The organism is Halomonas sp. BM-2019, from assembly GCF_017584085.1.
In genome coordinates this window covers 3,031,370-3,046,549 of sequence record NZ_CP071922.1, presented here as the reverse complement: position 1 = coordinate 3,046,549, position 15,180 = coordinate 3,031,370, and the positions used below count along the sequence as shown (strand labels likewise).

The 15,180-nt window shown below is 68.2% G+C and carries 16 protein-coding genes; 9 read left to right on the top strand and 7 right to left on the bottom strand.

Annotated features, from left to right (window positions below; translation table 11 throughout):
- Nucleotides 1–2: 2 nt before the first annotated feature.
- A complete protein-coding gene (locus J5F18_RS15195; RefSeq protein ID WP_346299405.1) occupies nucleotides 3–350 on the top strand; it encodes a hypothetical protein in 348 nt (115 codons plus the stop codon).
- Here J5F18_RS15195 and J5F18_RS15190 read toward each other — a convergent pair.
- Both J5F18_RS15190 and J5F18_RS15185 read right to left on the bottom strand, forming a co-directional pair.
- Nucleotides 338–1,573 carry a site-specific integrase gene (locus tag J5F18_RS15190; protein WP_346299404.1) on the bottom strand — a complete coding sequence of 412 codons (1,236 nt, stop codon included), beginning with the start codon at nucleotides 1,571–1,573 and terminating at the stop codon, nucleotides 338–340. The two genes, J5F18_RS15195 and J5F18_RS15190, sit on opposite strands and share 13 nt — an antisense overlap.
- Nucleotides 1,574–1,686: 113 nt before the next feature.
- Nucleotides 1,687–2,259, bottom strand: coding sequence for a Smr/MutS family protein (locus tag J5F18_RS15185; protein ID WP_346299403.1), 573 nt, complete (start codon nucleotides 2,257–2,259; stop codon nucleotides 1,687–1,689).
- 122 nt (nucleotides 2,260–2,381) lie between these two features.
- Here J5F18_RS15185 and prmB point away from each other — a divergent pair, with 122 nt between their 5' ends.
- The 5 genes from prmB to phaC all read left to right on the top strand — a co-directional run bounded on the left by prmB (nucleotide 2,382) and on the right by phaC (nucleotide 7,437).
- The gene (gene prmB / locus J5F18_RS15180; RefSeq protein ID WP_346299402.1) at nucleotides 2,382–3,329 is read left to right on the top strand and encodes a 50S ribosomal protein L3 N(5)-glutamine methyltransferase; all 948 of its coding nucleotides are present in this window, start codon (nucleotides 2,382–2,384) and stop codon (nucleotides 3,327–3,329) included.
- A gap of 28 nt (nucleotides 3,330–3,357) precedes the next feature.
- Nucleotides 3,358–4,443, top strand: a complete 1,086-nt coding sequence (gene aroC, locus J5F18_RS15175; RefSeq protein WP_346299401.1) for a chorismate synthase — start codon at nucleotides 3,358–3,360, stop codon at nucleotides 4,441–4,443.
- Nucleotides 4,444–4,502: 59 nt separating this feature from the next.
- Complete coding sequence (locus J5F18_RS15170) at nucleotides 4,503–4,925, top strand: DUF6489 family protein (RefSeq protein WP_346299400.1); 423 nt, start codon at nucleotides 4,503–4,505, stop codon at nucleotides 4,923–4,925.
- Nucleotides 4,926–5,039: 114 nt separating this feature from the next.
- Nucleotides 5,040–5,477: a phasin family protein gene (locus J5F18_RS15165; protein WP_346299399.1), complete on the top strand. Its 438-nt coding sequence runs from the start codon at nucleotides 5,040–5,042 to the stop codon at nucleotides 5,475–5,477.
- A 124-nt stretch (nucleotides 5,478–5,601) separates the two neighbouring features.
- A complete protein-coding gene (gene phaC / locus J5F18_RS15160; RefSeq protein WP_346299398.1) occupies nucleotides 5,602–7,437 on the top strand; it encodes a class I poly(R)-hydroxyalkanoic acid synthase in 1,836 nt (611 codons plus the stop codon).
- A 205-nt stretch (nucleotides 7,438–7,642) separates the two neighbouring features.
- On the opposite strand, the gene lnt is transcribed toward phaC, so the two are convergent.
- The 5 genes from lnt to miaB form a co-directional block, all read right to left on the bottom strand.
- Entirely contained in the window at nucleotides 7,643–9,112 is a 1,470-nt protein-coding gene (gene lnt, locus J5F18_RS15155; protein WP_346299397.1) for an apolipoprotein N-acyltransferase, read from the bottom strand.
- Between the two features lie 62 nt (nucleotides 9,113–9,174).
- Entirely contained in the window at nucleotides 9,175–10,047 is an 873-nt protein-coding gene (locus J5F18_RS15150; protein WP_346299396.1) for a transporter associated domain-containing protein, read from the bottom strand.
- Entirely contained in the window at nucleotides 10,044–10,559 is a 516-nt protein-coding gene (ybeY, locus tag J5F18_RS15145; RefSeq protein WP_346299395.1) for an rRNA maturation RNase YbeY, read from the bottom strand. The genes J5F18_RS15150 and ybeY overlap by 4 nt, the downstream gene beginning before the upstream one ends.
- On the bottom strand, nucleotides 10,556–11,641 hold the full coding sequence (locus J5F18_RS15140) for a PhoH family protein (protein ID WP_346299394.1): 1,086 nt from the start codon (nucleotides 11,639–11,641) through the stop codon (nucleotides 10,556–10,558). The genes ybeY and J5F18_RS15140 overlap by 4 nt, the downstream gene beginning before the upstream one ends.
- A 95-nt stretch (nucleotides 11,642–11,736) precedes the next feature.
- Nucleotides 11,737–13,080, bottom strand: a complete 1,344-nt coding sequence (gene miaB / locus J5F18_RS15135; RefSeq protein WP_346299393.1) for a tRNA (N6-isopentenyl adenosine(37)-C2)-methylthiotransferase MiaB — start codon at nucleotides 13,078–13,080, stop codon at nucleotides 11,737–11,739.
- A gap of 245 nt (nucleotides 13,081–13,325) precedes the next feature.
- Here miaB and J5F18_RS15130 point away from each other — a divergent pair, with 245 nt between their 5' ends.
- The 3 genes from J5F18_RS15130 to J5F18_RS15120 all read left to right on the top strand — a co-directional run bounded on the left by J5F18_RS15130 (nucleotide 13,326) and on the right by J5F18_RS15120 (nucleotide 15,177).
- A complete protein-coding gene (locus tag J5F18_RS15130; RefSeq protein WP_346299392.1) occupies nucleotides 13,326–13,655 on the top strand; it encodes a DUF1820 family protein in 330 nt (109 codons plus the stop codon).
- A 272-nt stretch (nucleotides 13,656–13,927) separates the two neighbouring features.
- Nucleotides 13,928–14,518 (top strand): TIGR04211 family SH3 domain-containing protein, encoded by a 591-nt coding sequence (locus tag J5F18_RS15125; protein WP_346302252.1) that lies wholly within the window; start codon nucleotides 13,928–13,930, stop codon nucleotides 14,516–14,518.
- A gap of 20 nt (nucleotides 14,519–14,538) precedes the next feature.
- Nucleotides 14,539–15,177 (top strand): thiopurine S-methyltransferase, encoded by a 639-nt coding sequence (locus J5F18_RS15120; RefSeq protein WP_346299391.1) that lies wholly within the window; start codon nucleotides 14,539–14,541, stop codon nucleotides 15,175–15,177.
- Nucleotides 15,178–15,180 lie beyond the last annotated feature (3 nt).

The window sequence follows — 15,180 nt, the reverse complement described above, 5'->3', positions numbered from 1 at the left end:
GCATGAGTGCCTGCCTGCCGATATCCGAGGGGTGGGACGACCGCGCCCACCCTGTTAACGATGACGGCCACCAAGGGCGGGCTGAGCTTGCGCGTGCCTGTGGTGAGCTATGGCAGGCGGCAATACGCACCTACCACGCTGACGCCAGCGCATCCTGGCGCGGCAAGCACGTCGCCGATGCGGATGAGGCATTCGAGGATCTACTGGGCGACCGCCGGTTGCTGGCCCGGCTTCTGGAGCCGTTCGGGCTCGACCCGGATGTGGTGGGGGATGCCATGCTCGACATGCTTGAGGCTGGCGACAGGTGGAACGGCAACAGCAGCCGGCCCGAGCCGCCCTACGCGCTATAAATCGGCCAGTCCAACCGCTCCACCAGTTCAGCCAGCAAAGGGAGTCGCTGGCGCTTGTCACCGTCCGCGCCGTATTGGTCTGTCATATTCTGCGCAGAATGCCCCAGAAGCCACGATATGACATGACCCTGCCCGCCCATTAGGCGCAACTCTTCTGCGACCGTATGGCGCAAGCCGTGGAAGTCTGGCCCGATGCCTAGCTTCTGGCGGTGATAGGTAAACCACTTTGATGGGCGAAAGCCGAACCGTCCTTTCCATGCGGTCACGTCGAATAGCCGTTCCTGCCCCGCTCGCGCCACCATGTAGTCCAGCAAGCCGAGTTCTACCAGCCGGCTGTGAATCGGCACCAGTCGCCACGAACCGGCATTCTTGATATGACGCCCGTCGCGCCCGTGAATGTCGATGTAGTCGATGCCCTGGTGGTGGCGTATGTCGTCAGGCGCCAGCGCCGCCATTTCTTCCAGCCGGGCGCCGGTATAGATGCCGAGCAGGGGAAGCCAGTATTGCCAGCCGCCCGCATGCCTGTGCGTCTCCGAGCCGAACCACTGTGCCAGTTCGTCCCGCGTCCACGTCTTGCGTTTGCCGCTGCCGCTGGTGCGTTTGGGCTTTAGTCCCGTTAACGGGTTTGCCGGCAGGTAGCCGAAGTTGACCAGCCAAGCGGCGTACCCGGACAGCAGGCTAATATTCTTTGTCTGAGTCACCACGCTGATACGTGGGTAGTCGCCCGCCTGTATCTCTTCCAGCGTCATAGAGGCGAACCTCCCCAGGCTGCGCCGGGTGGGGTAGTCGGCCAGCCGCTCCACGAAGTCACGCGCCGCCGCCTTGTCGAAGGTGTCCGCTGGTAGATCGCCTACCAGTTCCACGAACACGGATAAGGCATGGCGCGATTCGTGCCGCGACTTCTCCCTGGCCCCGGCGAGCTGGTGGCCGGCGTACTTGTCCCATAGGGCGGTTAGGGTAGGGGTGGCCGGCTGGTGCTGCTGTGGGCGCCGTTGTGGGCGTGCTGGCGCTATCCGATGGCGTAGTTCGTCAAGACTGGCAACCTCATGTATCAGCCGCTCGACTTCCAGCCGTAGGGCTGCCGCCTTGGCTCGTGCCTGGTGCTTGTCTGTGGTGCGTAGGGATAGCCGGAGTTCGTTTCCGAGGTGTCGATAGTCGGAAGGTAGGCGCCATCGGAAGTGATAGGTGCCGGACGGCTTGCGGACAGTGTAGGGAATCGCCATGGTGCCCTCATATGTACCAGTAGGGCTCACAGCGACGATAAGTTGTTGATGCTAGCCGGGCCAGCCGGATGCGGTGCCGCCGAGCCGGCGCGAACCGGAGGCCTGAGTGCGGCTCAGGCCTCGCCGCGGCGACGCAGCAGCACGTAAAGGGCGCCGGTGCCGCCGTCGACCTCCGTGGCCGAACAGAACGCCAGCACCCCGGGCCACTCGCGCAGCCAGGCGTTCACGTGGCTCTTGATCACCGGGTAGTCGCCGGTGCGGCCCCAGGCCTTGCCGTGGACCACCAGCACGCAGCGTTTTCGCTCGGCCCCTGCTTCGCGCAGGAAGGCCTCCAGCTCGGCCCGGGCCTCCTCCAGGGTGTAGCCGTGCAGGTCCAGCCCCGCTTCCCAGGCCAGCTGGCCCCGCCGGAGCCGCTGAAGGGTCCGCCAGGGCAGGTCGGGAAGGGCGAACTCCAGGTGCTCCGAGGGGCGCACGGGCTCCACGCGGCCGTCGGAGGTGCGACCCGCGCCGCTGCCGTCACGTGCCGCCTGGGCCGCCGCACGGCGCTCGACAGCCGCGGGATCCGCGCGGCGCGGGCGGCCGGGGTCGGCGCGGTTGCGCTTGATCGGCCGCACGCCGGCCTCGCGCAGCGCCTGGCGGAAGGCGCTGATCTCGTCGTCGTCCGGGCGGTGGCGGTCTCGGCTCATGGCGGTGGGGCCCATTGGGGTAAGGGCGCCCAGTATAACCAGCGTGGCGTGGCTGTGAACCGCCCCGGCGGTTACAATCGGCCACTCCTCGCCCGATTCGCCCGACAACGACAGGATGCCCCGTGGCCGCCCGCAACGATTCCCTCTCGACCCTGACGCTTACCGATGCCGAGCTGCGCGATGGCCTGATCACCCTGCGCGACTGCCTGCGCTGGGCGGCCAGCGAGTTCCAGCTGGCCGGGCTCTTCTACGGCCACGGCACCGAGTCCGCCTGGGACGAGGCGGTGGCCCTGACCCTCGGGGCCCTGCACCTGCCCTGGAACGTCGACCCGGCGGTGCTCGACGCCCGCCTGCTGCCCGTGGAGCGGGCGCGCATCGTGGCCCTGGTGCGCGAACGCATCACCACCCGCCGCCCGCTGCCCTACCTGCTGGGCGAGGCCTTCTTCGCCGGCTACCCCTTCGACGTGGACGAGCGGGTGCTGATCCCGCGCTCGCCCATCGCCGAGCTGATCGAGCACGGCTTCGCCGCCTGGTTCCCCGAGGAGCCGCCGGCCCGGGTGCTCGACCTCTGCACCGGCTCCGGCTGCATCGGCATCGCCACGGCCCTGCATTTGCCCACCTGCGAGGTGGACCTCGGCGACATCAGCCAGGCCGCCCTGGCGGTGGCCCGCCAGAACATCAACCGCCACGACCTGGGCGCGCGGGTGCGCGCGGTGCACTCCGACCTCTTCGCGGCGCTGCCCGGCAGCTACGACCTGGTCGTCTCCAACCCACCCTACGTGGATGCCCGGGACCTGGCCACCATGCCCGCCGAGTTCCGTCACGAACCGGCGCTGGCCCTGGGGGCCGGCGCCGACGGCCTGGATATCGTACGGCGCATCCTGCGCGAGGCCCGGGGGCATCTCACCGAGCGCGGTGTGCTGATCGTCGAGGTCGGCAACTCCGACCGCCACCTGGAGGCTACCTTCCCAGAGGTACCCTTCCTGTGGCTCGAATTCGAGCGCGGCGGCCAGGGGGTCTTCGCCCTCACCGCCGAGGAACTCGACGCCCATGCGGCGTCCTTCGCCTGATTCCCGACCCCTTCGAGGAGGAGCGCCCATGTCCGGCAACACCTTCGGCAAGCTGTTCACCGTCACCACCTTCGGCGAGAGCCACGGCCCGGCCCTGGGCGCCATCGTCGACGGCTGCCCGCCGGGGCTGCCGCTCTCCGAGGCCGACCTGCAGCGCGACCTGGACCGCCGCCGCCCCGGCACCTCGCGCCATACCACCCAGCGCCGCGAGCCCGACCGGGTGAAGATCCTCTCCGGGGTCTTCGAGGGGGTCACCACCGGCACCGCCATCGGCCTTGTGATCGAGAACACCGACCAGCGCTCCAAGGACTACGGCAACATCAAGGATCAGTTCCGGCCGGCCCATGCCGACTACAGCTACCACCACAAGTACGGCATCCGCGACTACCGCGGCGGCGGTCGCTCCAGCGCCCGGGAGACCGCCATGCGCGTGGCCGCCGGCGCTATCGCCAAGAAATACCTGGCGACTCAGGGGGTGACCATTCGCGGCTATATGAGCCAGCTGGGCCCCCTTGCCATCCAGTTCAAGCAGTGGGAGGCGGTGGACGACAACCCCTTCTTCTGCCCCGACCCGTCGCGGGTGGCGGAGCTGGAGGCCTACATGGACCAGCTACGCCGGGACCAGGACTCGGTGGGGGCGAAGATCACGGTGGTGGCCGAGGGGGTGCCCCCCGGGCTCGGCGAGCCGGTGTTCGATCGCCTGGATGCCGAGCTGGCCCACGGCCTGATGAGCATCAACGCGGTGAAGGGGGTGGAGATCGGTGACGGCTTCGCCTCGGTGGCGCAACGTGGCAGCGAACATCGCGACGAGATGACCCCGGAGGGCTTTCTCTCCAACCACGCCGGCGGGGTACTCGGCGGCATCTCCAGCGGCCAGGCCATCGTCGCCCACCTGGCCCTCAAGCCCACCTCCAGCATTACCACCCCGGGGCGCTCCATCGACGTGCACGGCAACCCGGTGGAGGTGGTCACCAAGGGGCGCCACGACCCCTGCGTGGGCATCCGCGCGACGCCCATCGCCGAGGCGATGATGGCGCTGACCCTGATGGACCACCTGCTTCGCCACCGCGCCCAGAACGCCGAGGTGCGCGTGGCGACCCCGGTGCTGCGCTGAGCGGCAGCGGCGTATTGGCTGCTACACTGCCTCACATCCCCCACGCACAGGGCAATGCCATGAAGATCAACGTCGAGTTCGACCTGACCCCCGAGGAGTTCCGTCAGGCGCTGGGTCTGCCTGATGTGGCAGTCTTCCAGCAGCAGCTGCTGGAGCAGATCCAGAAGCAGATGGAGTCGGGGGTGGAGGGCTATGATCCCATGAGCCTGATGCAGCCCTTCCTGCAGCAGTCCGGCATGGGCCAGGGGCTCACCCAGGGCATCTCCCAGGGGCTGTCCCAGGGGCTGTCCAGCTTCGGCACCTATCAGCAGATGATGCTCGACATGCTGCGCCAGGCCGGCCAGTCGGCGGCCCAGGCCAGGTCGGCCGAGGAGCCCGCGCCCGACGCCGCCGATTCCGGTAGCGCCAAGCGCGCCGGCAGCAGCGCGGCGAAGAAGGGCACCGCCAGCGTGCGCTCCCGGGCGAAGAGCAAGAGTGAATGACCGCGTTTGCGTTTCGCCCCCTTGCATCCTGGGGCGGAGCAGACTAGGCTTTGATGCAGTGCAACATGGTGGGCATCGGGCCCGCCGTGGCAACCCCATTAAGGAGGACGCCCCATGCAAGACAAGATGATCGAATCCTTCAACGAGCAGACTCGCCAGTTCTTCGAGCCGATGCGCAAGCTCAACTCCCTGATGCTGGACAACATGGAGAAGCTGACCCAGTACCAGATGGAGTCCATGAAGCGCTACAGCCAGCTGGGCACCGAGCGTCTGCGTGAGGCCAGCGAGGTCAGCGACGCCGAGGCCATGCAGCAGTTCAGCGCCCGTCAGGCCGATGTGATGAACCAGCTCTCCGAGCAGATGCTCGAGGACGCCAAGGCGCTCTCCGAGATGAGCCTGGAGTTCAAGGCGGAGCTGGAGAAGCTGTTCGCCGAGCAGGCCAAGCTCGTGGAGCAGGTCCAGAAGGGCGAGCCGGCCCCGAAGGGGGAATCGGCCGACAAGGCCGCGCCGGCCAAGGCCCAGTCGTCGAAGGGTGGTAGCGCCAAGAGCTGAGCGCTTGCGTTCCATCGTCCGGCCCCTCGAGGGCCACTGAATCAGGCCGCCGTCCTCCATTGCTGGAGGGCGGCGGGTAGTGCTATTTTGACGTCGGCTCAACGTCGCCGACCGGGAGGGTTCAATGCAGCCAGGGGTTCAAGCACCGTCACAGGCCGAGTTGGAGGAGTGGAACGCCCAGCTCCAGGAGATCGGCGAGGAGTACCGCGCCCTGATGGGCGATCTGCTGGAGCGCCTCGTGCCCAACGTCGCGGCCGACTCCGTGTGTGACGACATGCGCGCGAGTTTCCGCGCCGGCGCCGAATCGCTGATGCGCAATCCTCTCCAGCTGTGGCAGGCCCAGGCTCGACTGATGCAGGATCAGTTCCAGCTCTGGCAGCACGGCCTGCGGGCCCTGGCCGGCGAAGCGGTGGAGCCGCTGGTGACCCCGGCGCGCAGCGATCGCCGCTTCAACGACGAGGCCTGGACCTCCGATCCCTACTACCTGGCGATCATGCAGCAGTACCTGCTGTTCTCGCGCATGGTGGAGGAGCTGATCGAGGACCTCGAGCTCGGCCCCGACCAGAAGCGCAACCTGGCCTTCTATTCCCGCCAGATGGTCAACGCCATGTCGCCCACCAACTTCGTCACCACCAATCCGGAGGTGATGCGCCGGACGCTGGAGACCCGCGGCCAGAACCTGGTCGACGGCCTGGCGCGGCTGCGTCAGGATCTGGCCAACTCCGCCGATGGCCTCAACGTCACCATGACCGACCGCAGCGCCTTCGAGGTCGGCAAGAACATCGCCGTGACCCCCGGTTCGGTGGTCTACGAGAACGAGCTGATCCAGCTGATCCAGTACACGCCGAGCACCGAGGAGGTCTTCAAGACCCCGCTGCTGATCATCCCGCCCTGGATCAACAAGTACTACATCCTCGACCTGCGCCAGGACAACTCCATGGTCAAGTGGCTGGTGGACCAGGGCCACACCGTGTTCCTGATCTCCTGGCGCAACCCGGGGCCGGAGCAGCCCGACCTCACCTGGGCCGACTACATGCAGCTTGGCCCGATCGACGCCATGGGGGCCATCGAGCAGGCCACCGGCGAGAAGTCGGTCAACCTGATCAGCTACTGCGTGGGCGGCACCCTGGCGGCCTCCACGGTGGCCTACCTGACCAGTACCCGCCGCGGTCGCAAGGTGAAGTCGGCCACCTACATGACCACCCTGCAGGACTTCCGCGATCCGGGCGAGATCGGCGTCTTCCTCAGCGAGCCGGTGCTTCAGGGCATCGAGGCCAAGATGGAGCGCGACGGCTACCTGGACGGCCGGGTGATGGCCTTCAGCTTCAACCTGCTGCGCGAGAACGACCTCTTCTGGTCCTTCTATATCAACAACTACCTGAAGGGCGATATGCCGGCGCCCTTCGACCTGCTCTACTGGAACACCGACGGCACCAACCTGTCGGCGGGCACCCACGGCTGGTACCTGCGCCACCTCTACCTGGAGAACCGCCTGGTGGAGCCGGGCGGCATCGAGCTGGACGGCGTCAAGATCGACCTGCGCAAGGTTTCCACCCCGAGCTACTTCCTCTCCACCCGGGAGGATCACATCGCCAAGTGGAACAGCACCTACTACGGCGCGCTGCTGCCCAAGGGCCCGGTCAAGTTCGTGCTGGGGGGCTCCGGCCATATCGCCGGGGTGGTCAATCCGCCGTCCCGCAACAAGTACGGCTACTGGACCAACGACGAGCTGCCCGAGACCCACGAGGCGTGGCTCGAGGGTGCCGAGCAGCACGAGGGCTCCTGGTGGCCCCACTGGCAGGCGTGGATGACCGACAACGGCTATGCCGACGCCGAGAAGAAGGTGCCCGCGCGCCAGCCGGGCGACGGCGAGCTGGAGATCCTCGAGCCGGCCCCGGGTCGCTACGTCAAGATGACCATTCCCGAGGTGCTCGGGGAGCAGGAAGCGCCGAGTCAGTAAGCGCCGAGTCAGTAAGCGCCGAGCGCCCGGCGCCAAGCCGCTTGTTAACGGGCGGCTGGTGTTGAGGTAGAAACGAGAACCCCCGCGGATCGCATCCGGCGGGGGTTCTTCGTTGACGTCACACTCGGCAGTGGCATCATCCTGCGGCGCTAGGCGCTAGGCGCTAGGCGCTAGGCGCTAGGCGCTAGGCGCTAGGCGCTAGGCGCTAGGCGCTAGGCGCTAGGCGCTGAACCCCCGGTAGCACCATCAGCCCGGCCAGCAGCCAGGCCGGCCAGCTGCCGGTGCGGGTGAAGGGGGTGAGGCCTTGCATGGGCTGTACCTCGCCGGTGATGCTGGCCACCTCGAACTGGGGCGCGCGGGCGGTGATGCGCCCCTGCGGGTCGACGATCACGGTCACCCCGTTGCTGGTGGCGCGCACCAGGTAGCGGCCGTTCTCCAGCGCTCGCAGCCGGGCCATCTGCAGGTGCTGCAGGGGGCCGATGGACTCGCCGAACCAGGTGTCGTTGGAGACCGTCATCAGCAGCTCGCTGTCCCGGGCGCGCTCGGCCACCAGGTCGGCGTAGATAATCTCGTAGCAGATGGCGTTGCCAATGGTGGTGCCGGCGACGCGCATCGGCGCCTGTCCCGAGGGGCCCGGGGTCATGGCCGGCATCGGCAGATCGAAGAAGGCGATGGTGCCGCGCAGCAGGCGCTCCAGGGGCAGGTATTCGCCGAAGGGCACCAGGTGCTCCTTGCGGTACTCCCCCTCGGCGTTGCCCAGGCCGATCACGCTGTTGAAGTAGCGCCCGGGCCCTTCGCGCTGCAGGATCCCGGTGAGCAGGGCGGTCTTCGGCGAGAGGTTGGATTGCACCCGCTCGAGGATCGGCCGCGCCTCGTCCTCGAACATCGGCAGGGCCGCCTCGGGCCAGACGATCAGGTCCAGGTCGTCGGGCTGGGCGCGGGTCAGCTCGCTGTAGGTGTTGGCGGCCGCGCGCCGCCCCTCGGGCGTCCACTTGATCAGCTGGTCCAGGTTGCCCTGCAGCAGGGCCACGCGCAGCGGCTCGCCGGCGGGCTGGGTCCACTGGGTCGGCAGCGCCAGGGGGGCGAGCCACAGGGCGGCCACCGGGGCGGCGGCCCACCAGCGGCGTGCCAGGAACTCCACCAGCAGGGTGCCGCTCAGGGCGGTGATCAGCGACAGCAGATAGACGCCGCCGATGGGCGCCCAGGGGGCCAGCGGCGAATCCACGTGGGCGCTTCCCAGCAGCAGCCAGGGGAAGCCGGTGAACAGCCAGGTGCGCAGCCACTCGCCCAGCACCCAGGCCCCGGCGAAGGTGAGGAAGGCCAGGCGCGGACCGGTCAGGCGGCGATAGAGCCACAGGGTGACGGCCAGGAAGAGCGCCATGCTGGCCACGAACAGGGCGGTCAGGAAGACCGCCAGGGGGACGCCCGTGTAGCCGTAGTCGTGGATCGAGACGTAGACCCAGGAGGCGCCGGAGCCGAACAGGCCGAGCCCATAGCACCAGCCGCGCAGGGCCGCCTGGCCGGGCGTCAGCGCCTGGATGCCCAGGTAGACCAGGGCCACGGCCACGGGGCCGAGCCACCAGAGTTCGAAGGGGGAGGCGGTCAGGGTGGTCAGCACCCCGGCGGCCAGCGCCAGCAGATAGCCCAGCACCGGGGGGAATCGCAGCTCGGACATGGTGACCTTCCGTGTCAGGGATGAATGCAAGGACTGAGGTTCAAGGGCCGGGGTTCACGGGCTCAGGGGGCGTCGACCGGCCCCTCGCAGGGCGCGGCTTCCAGCAGACGAATGCGACGGTTGTCGGCGTTGAGGACGGTGAAGCGCCAGCCGCCGATCTCGGTGTGTTCGCCACGGCCGGGCAGGTGGCCGAAGCGCTGCATCACCAGTCCCCCGAGGGTGTCGAACTCCTCGTCGGAGAAGCGGGTGGCGAAGCGCTCGTTGAAGTCCTCGATGGGGGTCAGGGCGCGGATGGCATAGCGGCCCTCGCCCAGTTCGCGGATATCCTCCTCGTCGTCGGCGTCGTGCTCGTCCTCGATCTCGCCGACGATCTCCTCGAGGATATCCTCGATGGTCACGATGCCGGCGGTGCCGCCGTACTCGTCCACCACGATGGCCATGTGGTTGTGGGTGTCCTGGAACTCCTTGAGCAGGCTGTTGAGCCGCTTGGACTCCGGCACGAAGAGCGCCGGGCGCACTACCTCCTCGAGGCGGAAGTCCCTGCCGTTGCAGGCCTCGGCCTGCAGCAGCGGCAGCAGATCCTTGGCCAGCAGGATACCCCTGACCTCGTCGAGGTTCTCGCCGACTACCGGATAGCGCGAGTGGCCGGTCTCGAGGATGATCGGGAGGTACTCCTTCAGCGGCTGGTCGAGACCGATGGCGGTGACCTGAGAGCGCGGGATCAGCACCTCGCGCACCTGCTGGTCACTGATCTGCAGGGCGCCTTCGATGATCATCATGGCGTCCTGCTCGAGCTTAAGGCGGCTGGCCGCCTGGCGCAGGAAGGCGAGCAGCTCGTCCCGGGAGCTGGGCTCATCGCTGTCGCTGGACAGGGCGCCCAACAGCTTCTCGAGCCAGGAGCGATTGCCCTGGCTGCTCGATCGATCGTCGCTCATGGCTCGGGTCTCTCGTCCTCGATAGCGGGGTCGGCGCCGCGGGGGGCGTCCGGATCACGGTAGGGGTCGGCGATGCCGAGCCCGGCGAGGATCTCGCGCTCGAGCGCTTCCATGGCCTCGGCCTCGTCCTCCTCGATATGGTCATGGCCCAGCAGATGCAGGGTACCGTGCACCACCATATGAGCGTAGTGATCGCGCAGGGGCTTGTCCTGCTCGGCCGCCTCGCGGGCCACCACCGGGTGGCAGACCACCAGGTCGCCCAGCAGCGGCAGCGTGATCCCGGGCGGGCTCTCGAAGGGGAAGGAGAGCACGTTGGTGGGCCTGTCGCTCCCGCGGTAGTCGCGGTTCAGAGCCCGGCTCTCCTCGGCATCCACCAGGCGCACGGTGAGTTCGCTCTCCTCGGCGACCGCATGGCGGGCGAGCACGGCGGCCACCCAGGCCTCGAGCTCAGCCTGATCGGGCAGGCCTTCGGCCGCGACGGCCTGCTGGCGATCGACCCGCGGGTGGCTCATGACTCGTCACGCTCGCGGTCGAGGCGTTCCTGGCGCTCCAGGCGAAGCGCCTCGCGCTTCTCCTCCTTGGCCTCCTTGCGGGCGCGCTCGGCGGCCTCCTGCCCCGCCTCGAAGTGGTCGTAGGCCTCGATGATGCGCTGTACCAGCGGGTGGCGGACCACGTCCTTGGCGGCGAAGTGGGTGATGCCGATGCCGGGTGTCTCCCGGAGCACCTCCAGCACCTGGATCAGGCCGGAGGTCTGGCCGCGGGGGAGGTCCACCTGGGTCACGTCGCCGGTGATCACCGCGGTGGAGCCGAAGCCGATGCGGGTCAGGAACATCTTCATCTGCTCGCGGGTGGTGTTCTGGCTCTCGTCGAGAATGATGAAGGCGTTGTTGAGGGTGCGCCCCCGCATATAGGCCAGGGGGGCGATCTCGATCACCTGGCGCTCGATCAGCTTGGCGACCTGCTCGAAGCCGATCATCTCGTAGAGGGCGTCGTAGAGGGGGCGCAGGTAGGGGTCGATCTTCTGGGCCAGGTCACCGGGCAGGAAGCCGAGCTTCTCGCCGGCCTCCACGGCGGGGCGCACCAGCAGGATGCGACGCACCTCCTGCTGGTTGAGGGCCTCCACGGCGGCGGCGACGGCGAGGTAGGTCTTGCCGGTGCCGGCCGGGCCGATGCCGAAGTTGATGTCGTGGGCGCGGATGCTCTGCACATAGGCCTGCTGGTTGAGGCCGCGGGGCTTGATCAGGGTGCGCGGCGTGCGCAACAGCACCTCGCCGGGGTCCTCGAGGCCCTCGTCCTCCTCCAGGGCCTCCAGCCCCGACTCCTGGAGGAAAAGGTGCACGGTATCCGGCTCCAGGTCGCTGGCCTCGGTCTCGCGGTAGAGGTGTTCGAGCACGTTGGCGGCGGCCTTGACCCGGGCGATGGGGCCGGCCAGCTGGAAGATGTTGCCGCGGTTGCGCAGGGTGATGCCGAGGCGCGCCTCCACCAGCTTGAGGTGCTCGTCGCGCTGGCCGCACAGGTTGGCCAGGCGGCGGGGGTCGTTGGGCTCGAGATTAAGGGTGATGATGCGGTTGGCCGGGGAGGCTGGCTGGCTCAAGACTGGCGGATCCCGTGAAGAGTGGATTTATGGCAGCTTACTGCCCCGGCGGGCGCCGGGGCAATAATGACACTGGGGTAAGGGGCGCCGGGGCGTCAGTAACACTCGGGCGAGGCGAGCTCGCCGCGCAGCGAGTTGGGCAGCGCCTCGGTGATCTGGACGTCGACGAAGTAGCCGATCAGCTCGGTGGGGTTGGCGGCGCGGAAGTTGACCACCCGGTTGTTCTCGGTGCGCCCGGAGAGCTGGCCCGGATCGCGGGGGGCGAAGCCGGTGACCAGGATGCGCTGGGTGCTGCCCACCATGCGCCGGCTGATCCGCATCGCCTGTTGGTTGATGCGCTCCTGCAGGATCGCCAGGCGCTGCTTCTTGGTGGCTTCCGGGGTGTCATCCTCGAGCGAGGACGCCGGGGTGCCGGGGCGCGCCGAGTAGACGAAGCTGAACGAGTGGTCGAAGCCGATGCGGTGGATCAGGTCCAGGGTCGCTTCGAAGTCGGCCGCGGTCTCGCCGGGGAAGCCGACGATGAAGTCCGACGAGAAGCTGATGTCGGGGCGCAGCGCGCGGATGCGCTCCAGCTTGTCCACGTACTCCGCGACGCCGTGGCCGCGCTTCATGGCGGCGAGGATGCGGTCGGAGCCGGCCTGCACCGGCAGGTGCAGGTGGCTGACCAGCTCGGGGATCTCGCCGTAGGCCTCGATCAGGCTGTCGGAGAACTCCACCGGGTGGGAGGTGGTGAAGCGGATGCGGTCGATCCCCTCGACGGCCGCCACGCAGGCGATCAGCTCGGCCAGGTCGATCTCGTCGCCCAGCTGGTTCAGGCCCCGATAGGCGTTGACGTTCTGGCCCAGCAGGTTGATCTCGCGCACGCCCTGGTCGGCGAGGTGGACCACCTCGTCCATCACCGCCTCGAAGGGGCGCGAGACCTCCTCGCCGCGGGTGTAGGGCACCACGCAGAAGGTGCAGTACTTGGAGCAGCCCTCCATCACCGAGACGAAGGCGGTGGCGCCGTCGGCGCTCGGCTTGGGCAGGTGGTCGAACTTCTCGATCTCCGGGAAGGTGACGTCCACCACCGAGATCTGCTCCTGCCGGCGGGCGTCGAGCATCGAGGGCACCCGGTGCAGGGTCTGGGGGCCGAACACCATGTCCACGTAGGGGGCCCGCTTGCGCAGTGCCTCGCCCTCCTGGCTGGCCACGCAGCCGCCGACGCCGATCACCAGGTCAGGGTTGGCCTCCTTGAGCTTCTTCCAGCGGCCGAGCTGGTGGAAGACCTTTTCCTGGGCCTTCTCGCGGATCGAGCAGGTGTTGAGCAGGATGACGTCGGCCTCGCGCTCGTCGTCGGTGAGCTCGAGCCGGTGGGATTCGCCGAGCAGATCCGCCATGCGCGCGGAGTCGTACTCGTTCATCTGGCAGCCATGCGTCTTGATGAAGAGTTTCTTCGCCATAAGAATAGGGTCGTGGCGCCGGGCGCCCGACGTCTGTCACCGGTGGATGGGGTTGGCAGGCGTGGCACGCGCAGGACTCGGTGCCCGGCGGCGGTGCCATGAACGTTCGGCCGCTGCGGGCCTGGAAAGAAAGTAGTGGGCCATTATACGCACGGCCCGGCGACGGGGCCAGCATGGGCCGTCCGGCGCGGGAGTATGCTACGCTTGCGCCTCCTGTGGACAGTGGTCGAGGAACAGTCAGCACCATGGCGGCGAAGCCGATCTATCGGGTGGTTTTCCACCAGCAGGGGGAGGTCTGGGAGCTCTACGCGCGCGAGATCTTCCAGAGCGACCTGTGGGGGTTCATCGAGGTGGAGGAGTTCGTCTTCGAGGACGCCTCCAAGCTGGTGGTGGATCCCACCGCGGACAAGCTGCGGCGGACCTTCGACGGCGTCAGCCGCAGCTACCTGCCGCTCAACGCCATCGTGCGCATCGATGAGGTGGAGCGGGAGGGCCCGCCCCGGGCGGTGAAGAGCGACGGGCGGGTGGCCGAGTTTCCACGGCCCTTCGCGCCGCCCTCGGCCCCGGACCGCTGAGGGGGGCACTGGTCACTCCTTGATCAGGTTGGGCGCAGGGCAGTCGCCACGCCGCTGGACGACGGCTTTCCAGCGGTTTTCCTGATACTTGTCCACAGGAGCTGTGGAAAATTGCCTTGTGGCAACACGGCACCGCGGGTGCCGGCCGTCTCATCGCTGCGTCATCGGCAGGAGGCCGCTGACGGGCACAGGTCGCGACAGAGTGGAAATTCGCCAGCTTTAGCCAGGACGATGGCATGACACGATACGACATCACACGACTCTCCCTGGGCATGGCCCTGGGGCTCCTGGCCCTGCCCCTGCAGGCCCAGGAGAGCAACGCGACCCACTGGGTCAGCGACTCCCTCACCACCTATGTGCGCAGCGGGCCCACCGACGGCTATCGTATTGTCGGCACCCTCACCGCCGGAGAACCGGTGACGCTGCTCGAGACCAGCGGCAGCTACAGCCGCGTGCAGAACGTCGACGGCAACAGCGTCTGGGTGCTGAGCAACGAGCTGCAGGACACCCCGAGCGCCCAGGTACGCCTGCCCGAACTGGAGCAGCAGGTGGCCGAACTGAGCGCCGAGCTGGAGGGTATCAACGAGGAGTGGGAGAGCCGCACCGCCTCCATGCGCGAGGCCCTGGAGTCTCGAGAGGCGCGCATTGCCGAGCTCGAGGCGCACAACGGCGAACTGGACGCCGAGAGTGAGCAGTCGCGCCAAACGATTCGTCAGCTGCAGGCACGCCTGGATACCCAGGAGGAGGACCTGCTGATGCGCTACTTCATGTATGGCGGCGGCGTGGCCGGGGCCGGCCTGCTGGTGGGGCTGATCGTCCCCCATCTGCCGCGCAGGCGGCGCAAGCGCGACCGCTGGTTCTGAGCGCGGACAGGGACGGGCACATGGCCAACGAATGGCTCGACCGCTGGCGCGAAGGGCGCATCGGTTTCCACCGCGACCTGCCCCACCCCATGCTGACGGCGCACTGGCCGCGGCTAGCGGTGAGGCCCGGCACCAAGGTGCTGGTGCCGCTGTGCGGCAAGAGCCTGGACATGCGCTGGCTGGCCGACCGGGACCATCCGGTGCTGGGGATCGAGCTGGTGCCAGAGGCCATCGAGCAGTTCATGGCCGAGGGCAAGGGCGTCACCACCCGCTACCACCAGGCGGGGTTCGCGGTGTGCCGTCAGGGCAGCGTGGAGCTGTGGTGCGGCGACTTCTTCCACTTCCATATCGAGCAGGCGGCGGAGATCGGCGCCTTCTACGATCGTGCCTCGCTGATCGCCCTGCCGGCGGCCACCCGCCAGCGCTACGCCTTCCACCTGGCGCAGCTGATCCCGCCGGGCAGCCGCGGCCTGCTGATCAGCCTCGAACGCGCCCCCGGGGACGGGGGCGGTCCGCCGTTCGACGTGTCGGCCGAGGAGATCCGCGAGCTGTTCGACCCCAACTTCCGGGTGAGCCTGCTGGAACGGGGCGAGCCCGAGGCGGGCAGCGGCTTTCGCGAGAGCGCCTGGGCGCTGGTGCGCCGCGGCCCCGTGGAGTAGCCC

What these genes read in the sequence shown, in the direction of transcription:
- J5F18_RS15195 (WP_346299405.1), top strand. Translation starts at nt 3, where the DNA reads ATGAGTGCCTGCCTGCCGATATCCGAGGGGTGGGACGACCGCGCCCAC.
- J5F18_RS15190 (WP_346299404.1), bottom strand. Translation starts at nt 1,573, where the DNA reads ATGGCGATTCCCTACACTGTCCGCAAGCCGTCCGGCACCTATCACTTC.
- J5F18_RS15185 (WP_346299403.1), bottom strand. Translation starts at nt 2,259, where the DNA reads ATGAGCCGAGACCGCCACCGCCCGGACGACGACGAGATCAGCGCCTTC.
- aroC (WP_346299401.1), top strand. Translation starts at nt 3,358, where the DNA reads ATGTCCGGCAACACCTTCGGCAAGCTGTTCACCGTCACCACCTTCGGC.
- J5F18_RS15170 (WP_346299400.1), top strand. Translation starts at nt 4,503, where the DNA reads ATGAAGATCAACGTCGAGTTCGACCTGACCCCCGAGGAGTTCCGTCAG.
- J5F18_RS15165 (WP_346299399.1), top strand. Translation starts at nt 5,040, where the DNA reads ATGCAAGACAAGATGATCGAATCCTTCAACGAGCAGACTCGCCAGTTC.
- phaC (WP_346299398.1), top strand. Translation starts at nt 5,602, where the DNA reads ATGCAGCCAGGGGTTCAAGCACCGTCACAGGCCGAGTTGGAGGAGTGG.
- lnt (WP_346299397.1), bottom strand. Translation starts at nt 9,112, where the DNA reads ATGTCCGAGCTGCGATTCCCCCCGGTGCTGGGCTATCTGCTGGCGCTG.
- J5F18_RS15150 (WP_346299396.1), bottom strand. Translation starts at nt 10,047, where the DNA reads ATGAGCGACGATCGATCGAGCAGCCAGGGCAATCGCTCCTGGCTCGAG.
- ybeY (WP_346299395.1), bottom strand. Translation starts at nt 10,559, where the DNA reads ATGAGCCACCCGCGGGTCGATCGCCAGCAGGCCGTCGCGGCCGAAGGC.
- miaB (WP_346299393.1), bottom strand. Translation starts at nt 13,080, where the DNA reads ATGGCGAAGAAACTCTTCATCAAGACGCATGGCTGCCAGATGAACGAG.
- J5F18_RS15130 (WP_346299392.1), top strand. Translation starts at nt 13,326, where the DNA reads ATGGCGGCGAAGCCGATCTATCGGGTGGTTTTCCACCAGCAGGGGGAG.
- J5F18_RS15125 (WP_346302252.1), top strand. Translation starts at nt 13,928, where the DNA reads ATGGCCCTGGGGCTCCTGGCCCTGCCCCTGCAGGCCCAGGAGAGCAAC.
- J5F18_RS15120 (WP_346299391.1), top strand. Translation starts at nt 14,539, where the DNA reads ATGGCCAACGAATGGCTCGACCGCTGGCGCGAAGGGCGCATCGGTTTC.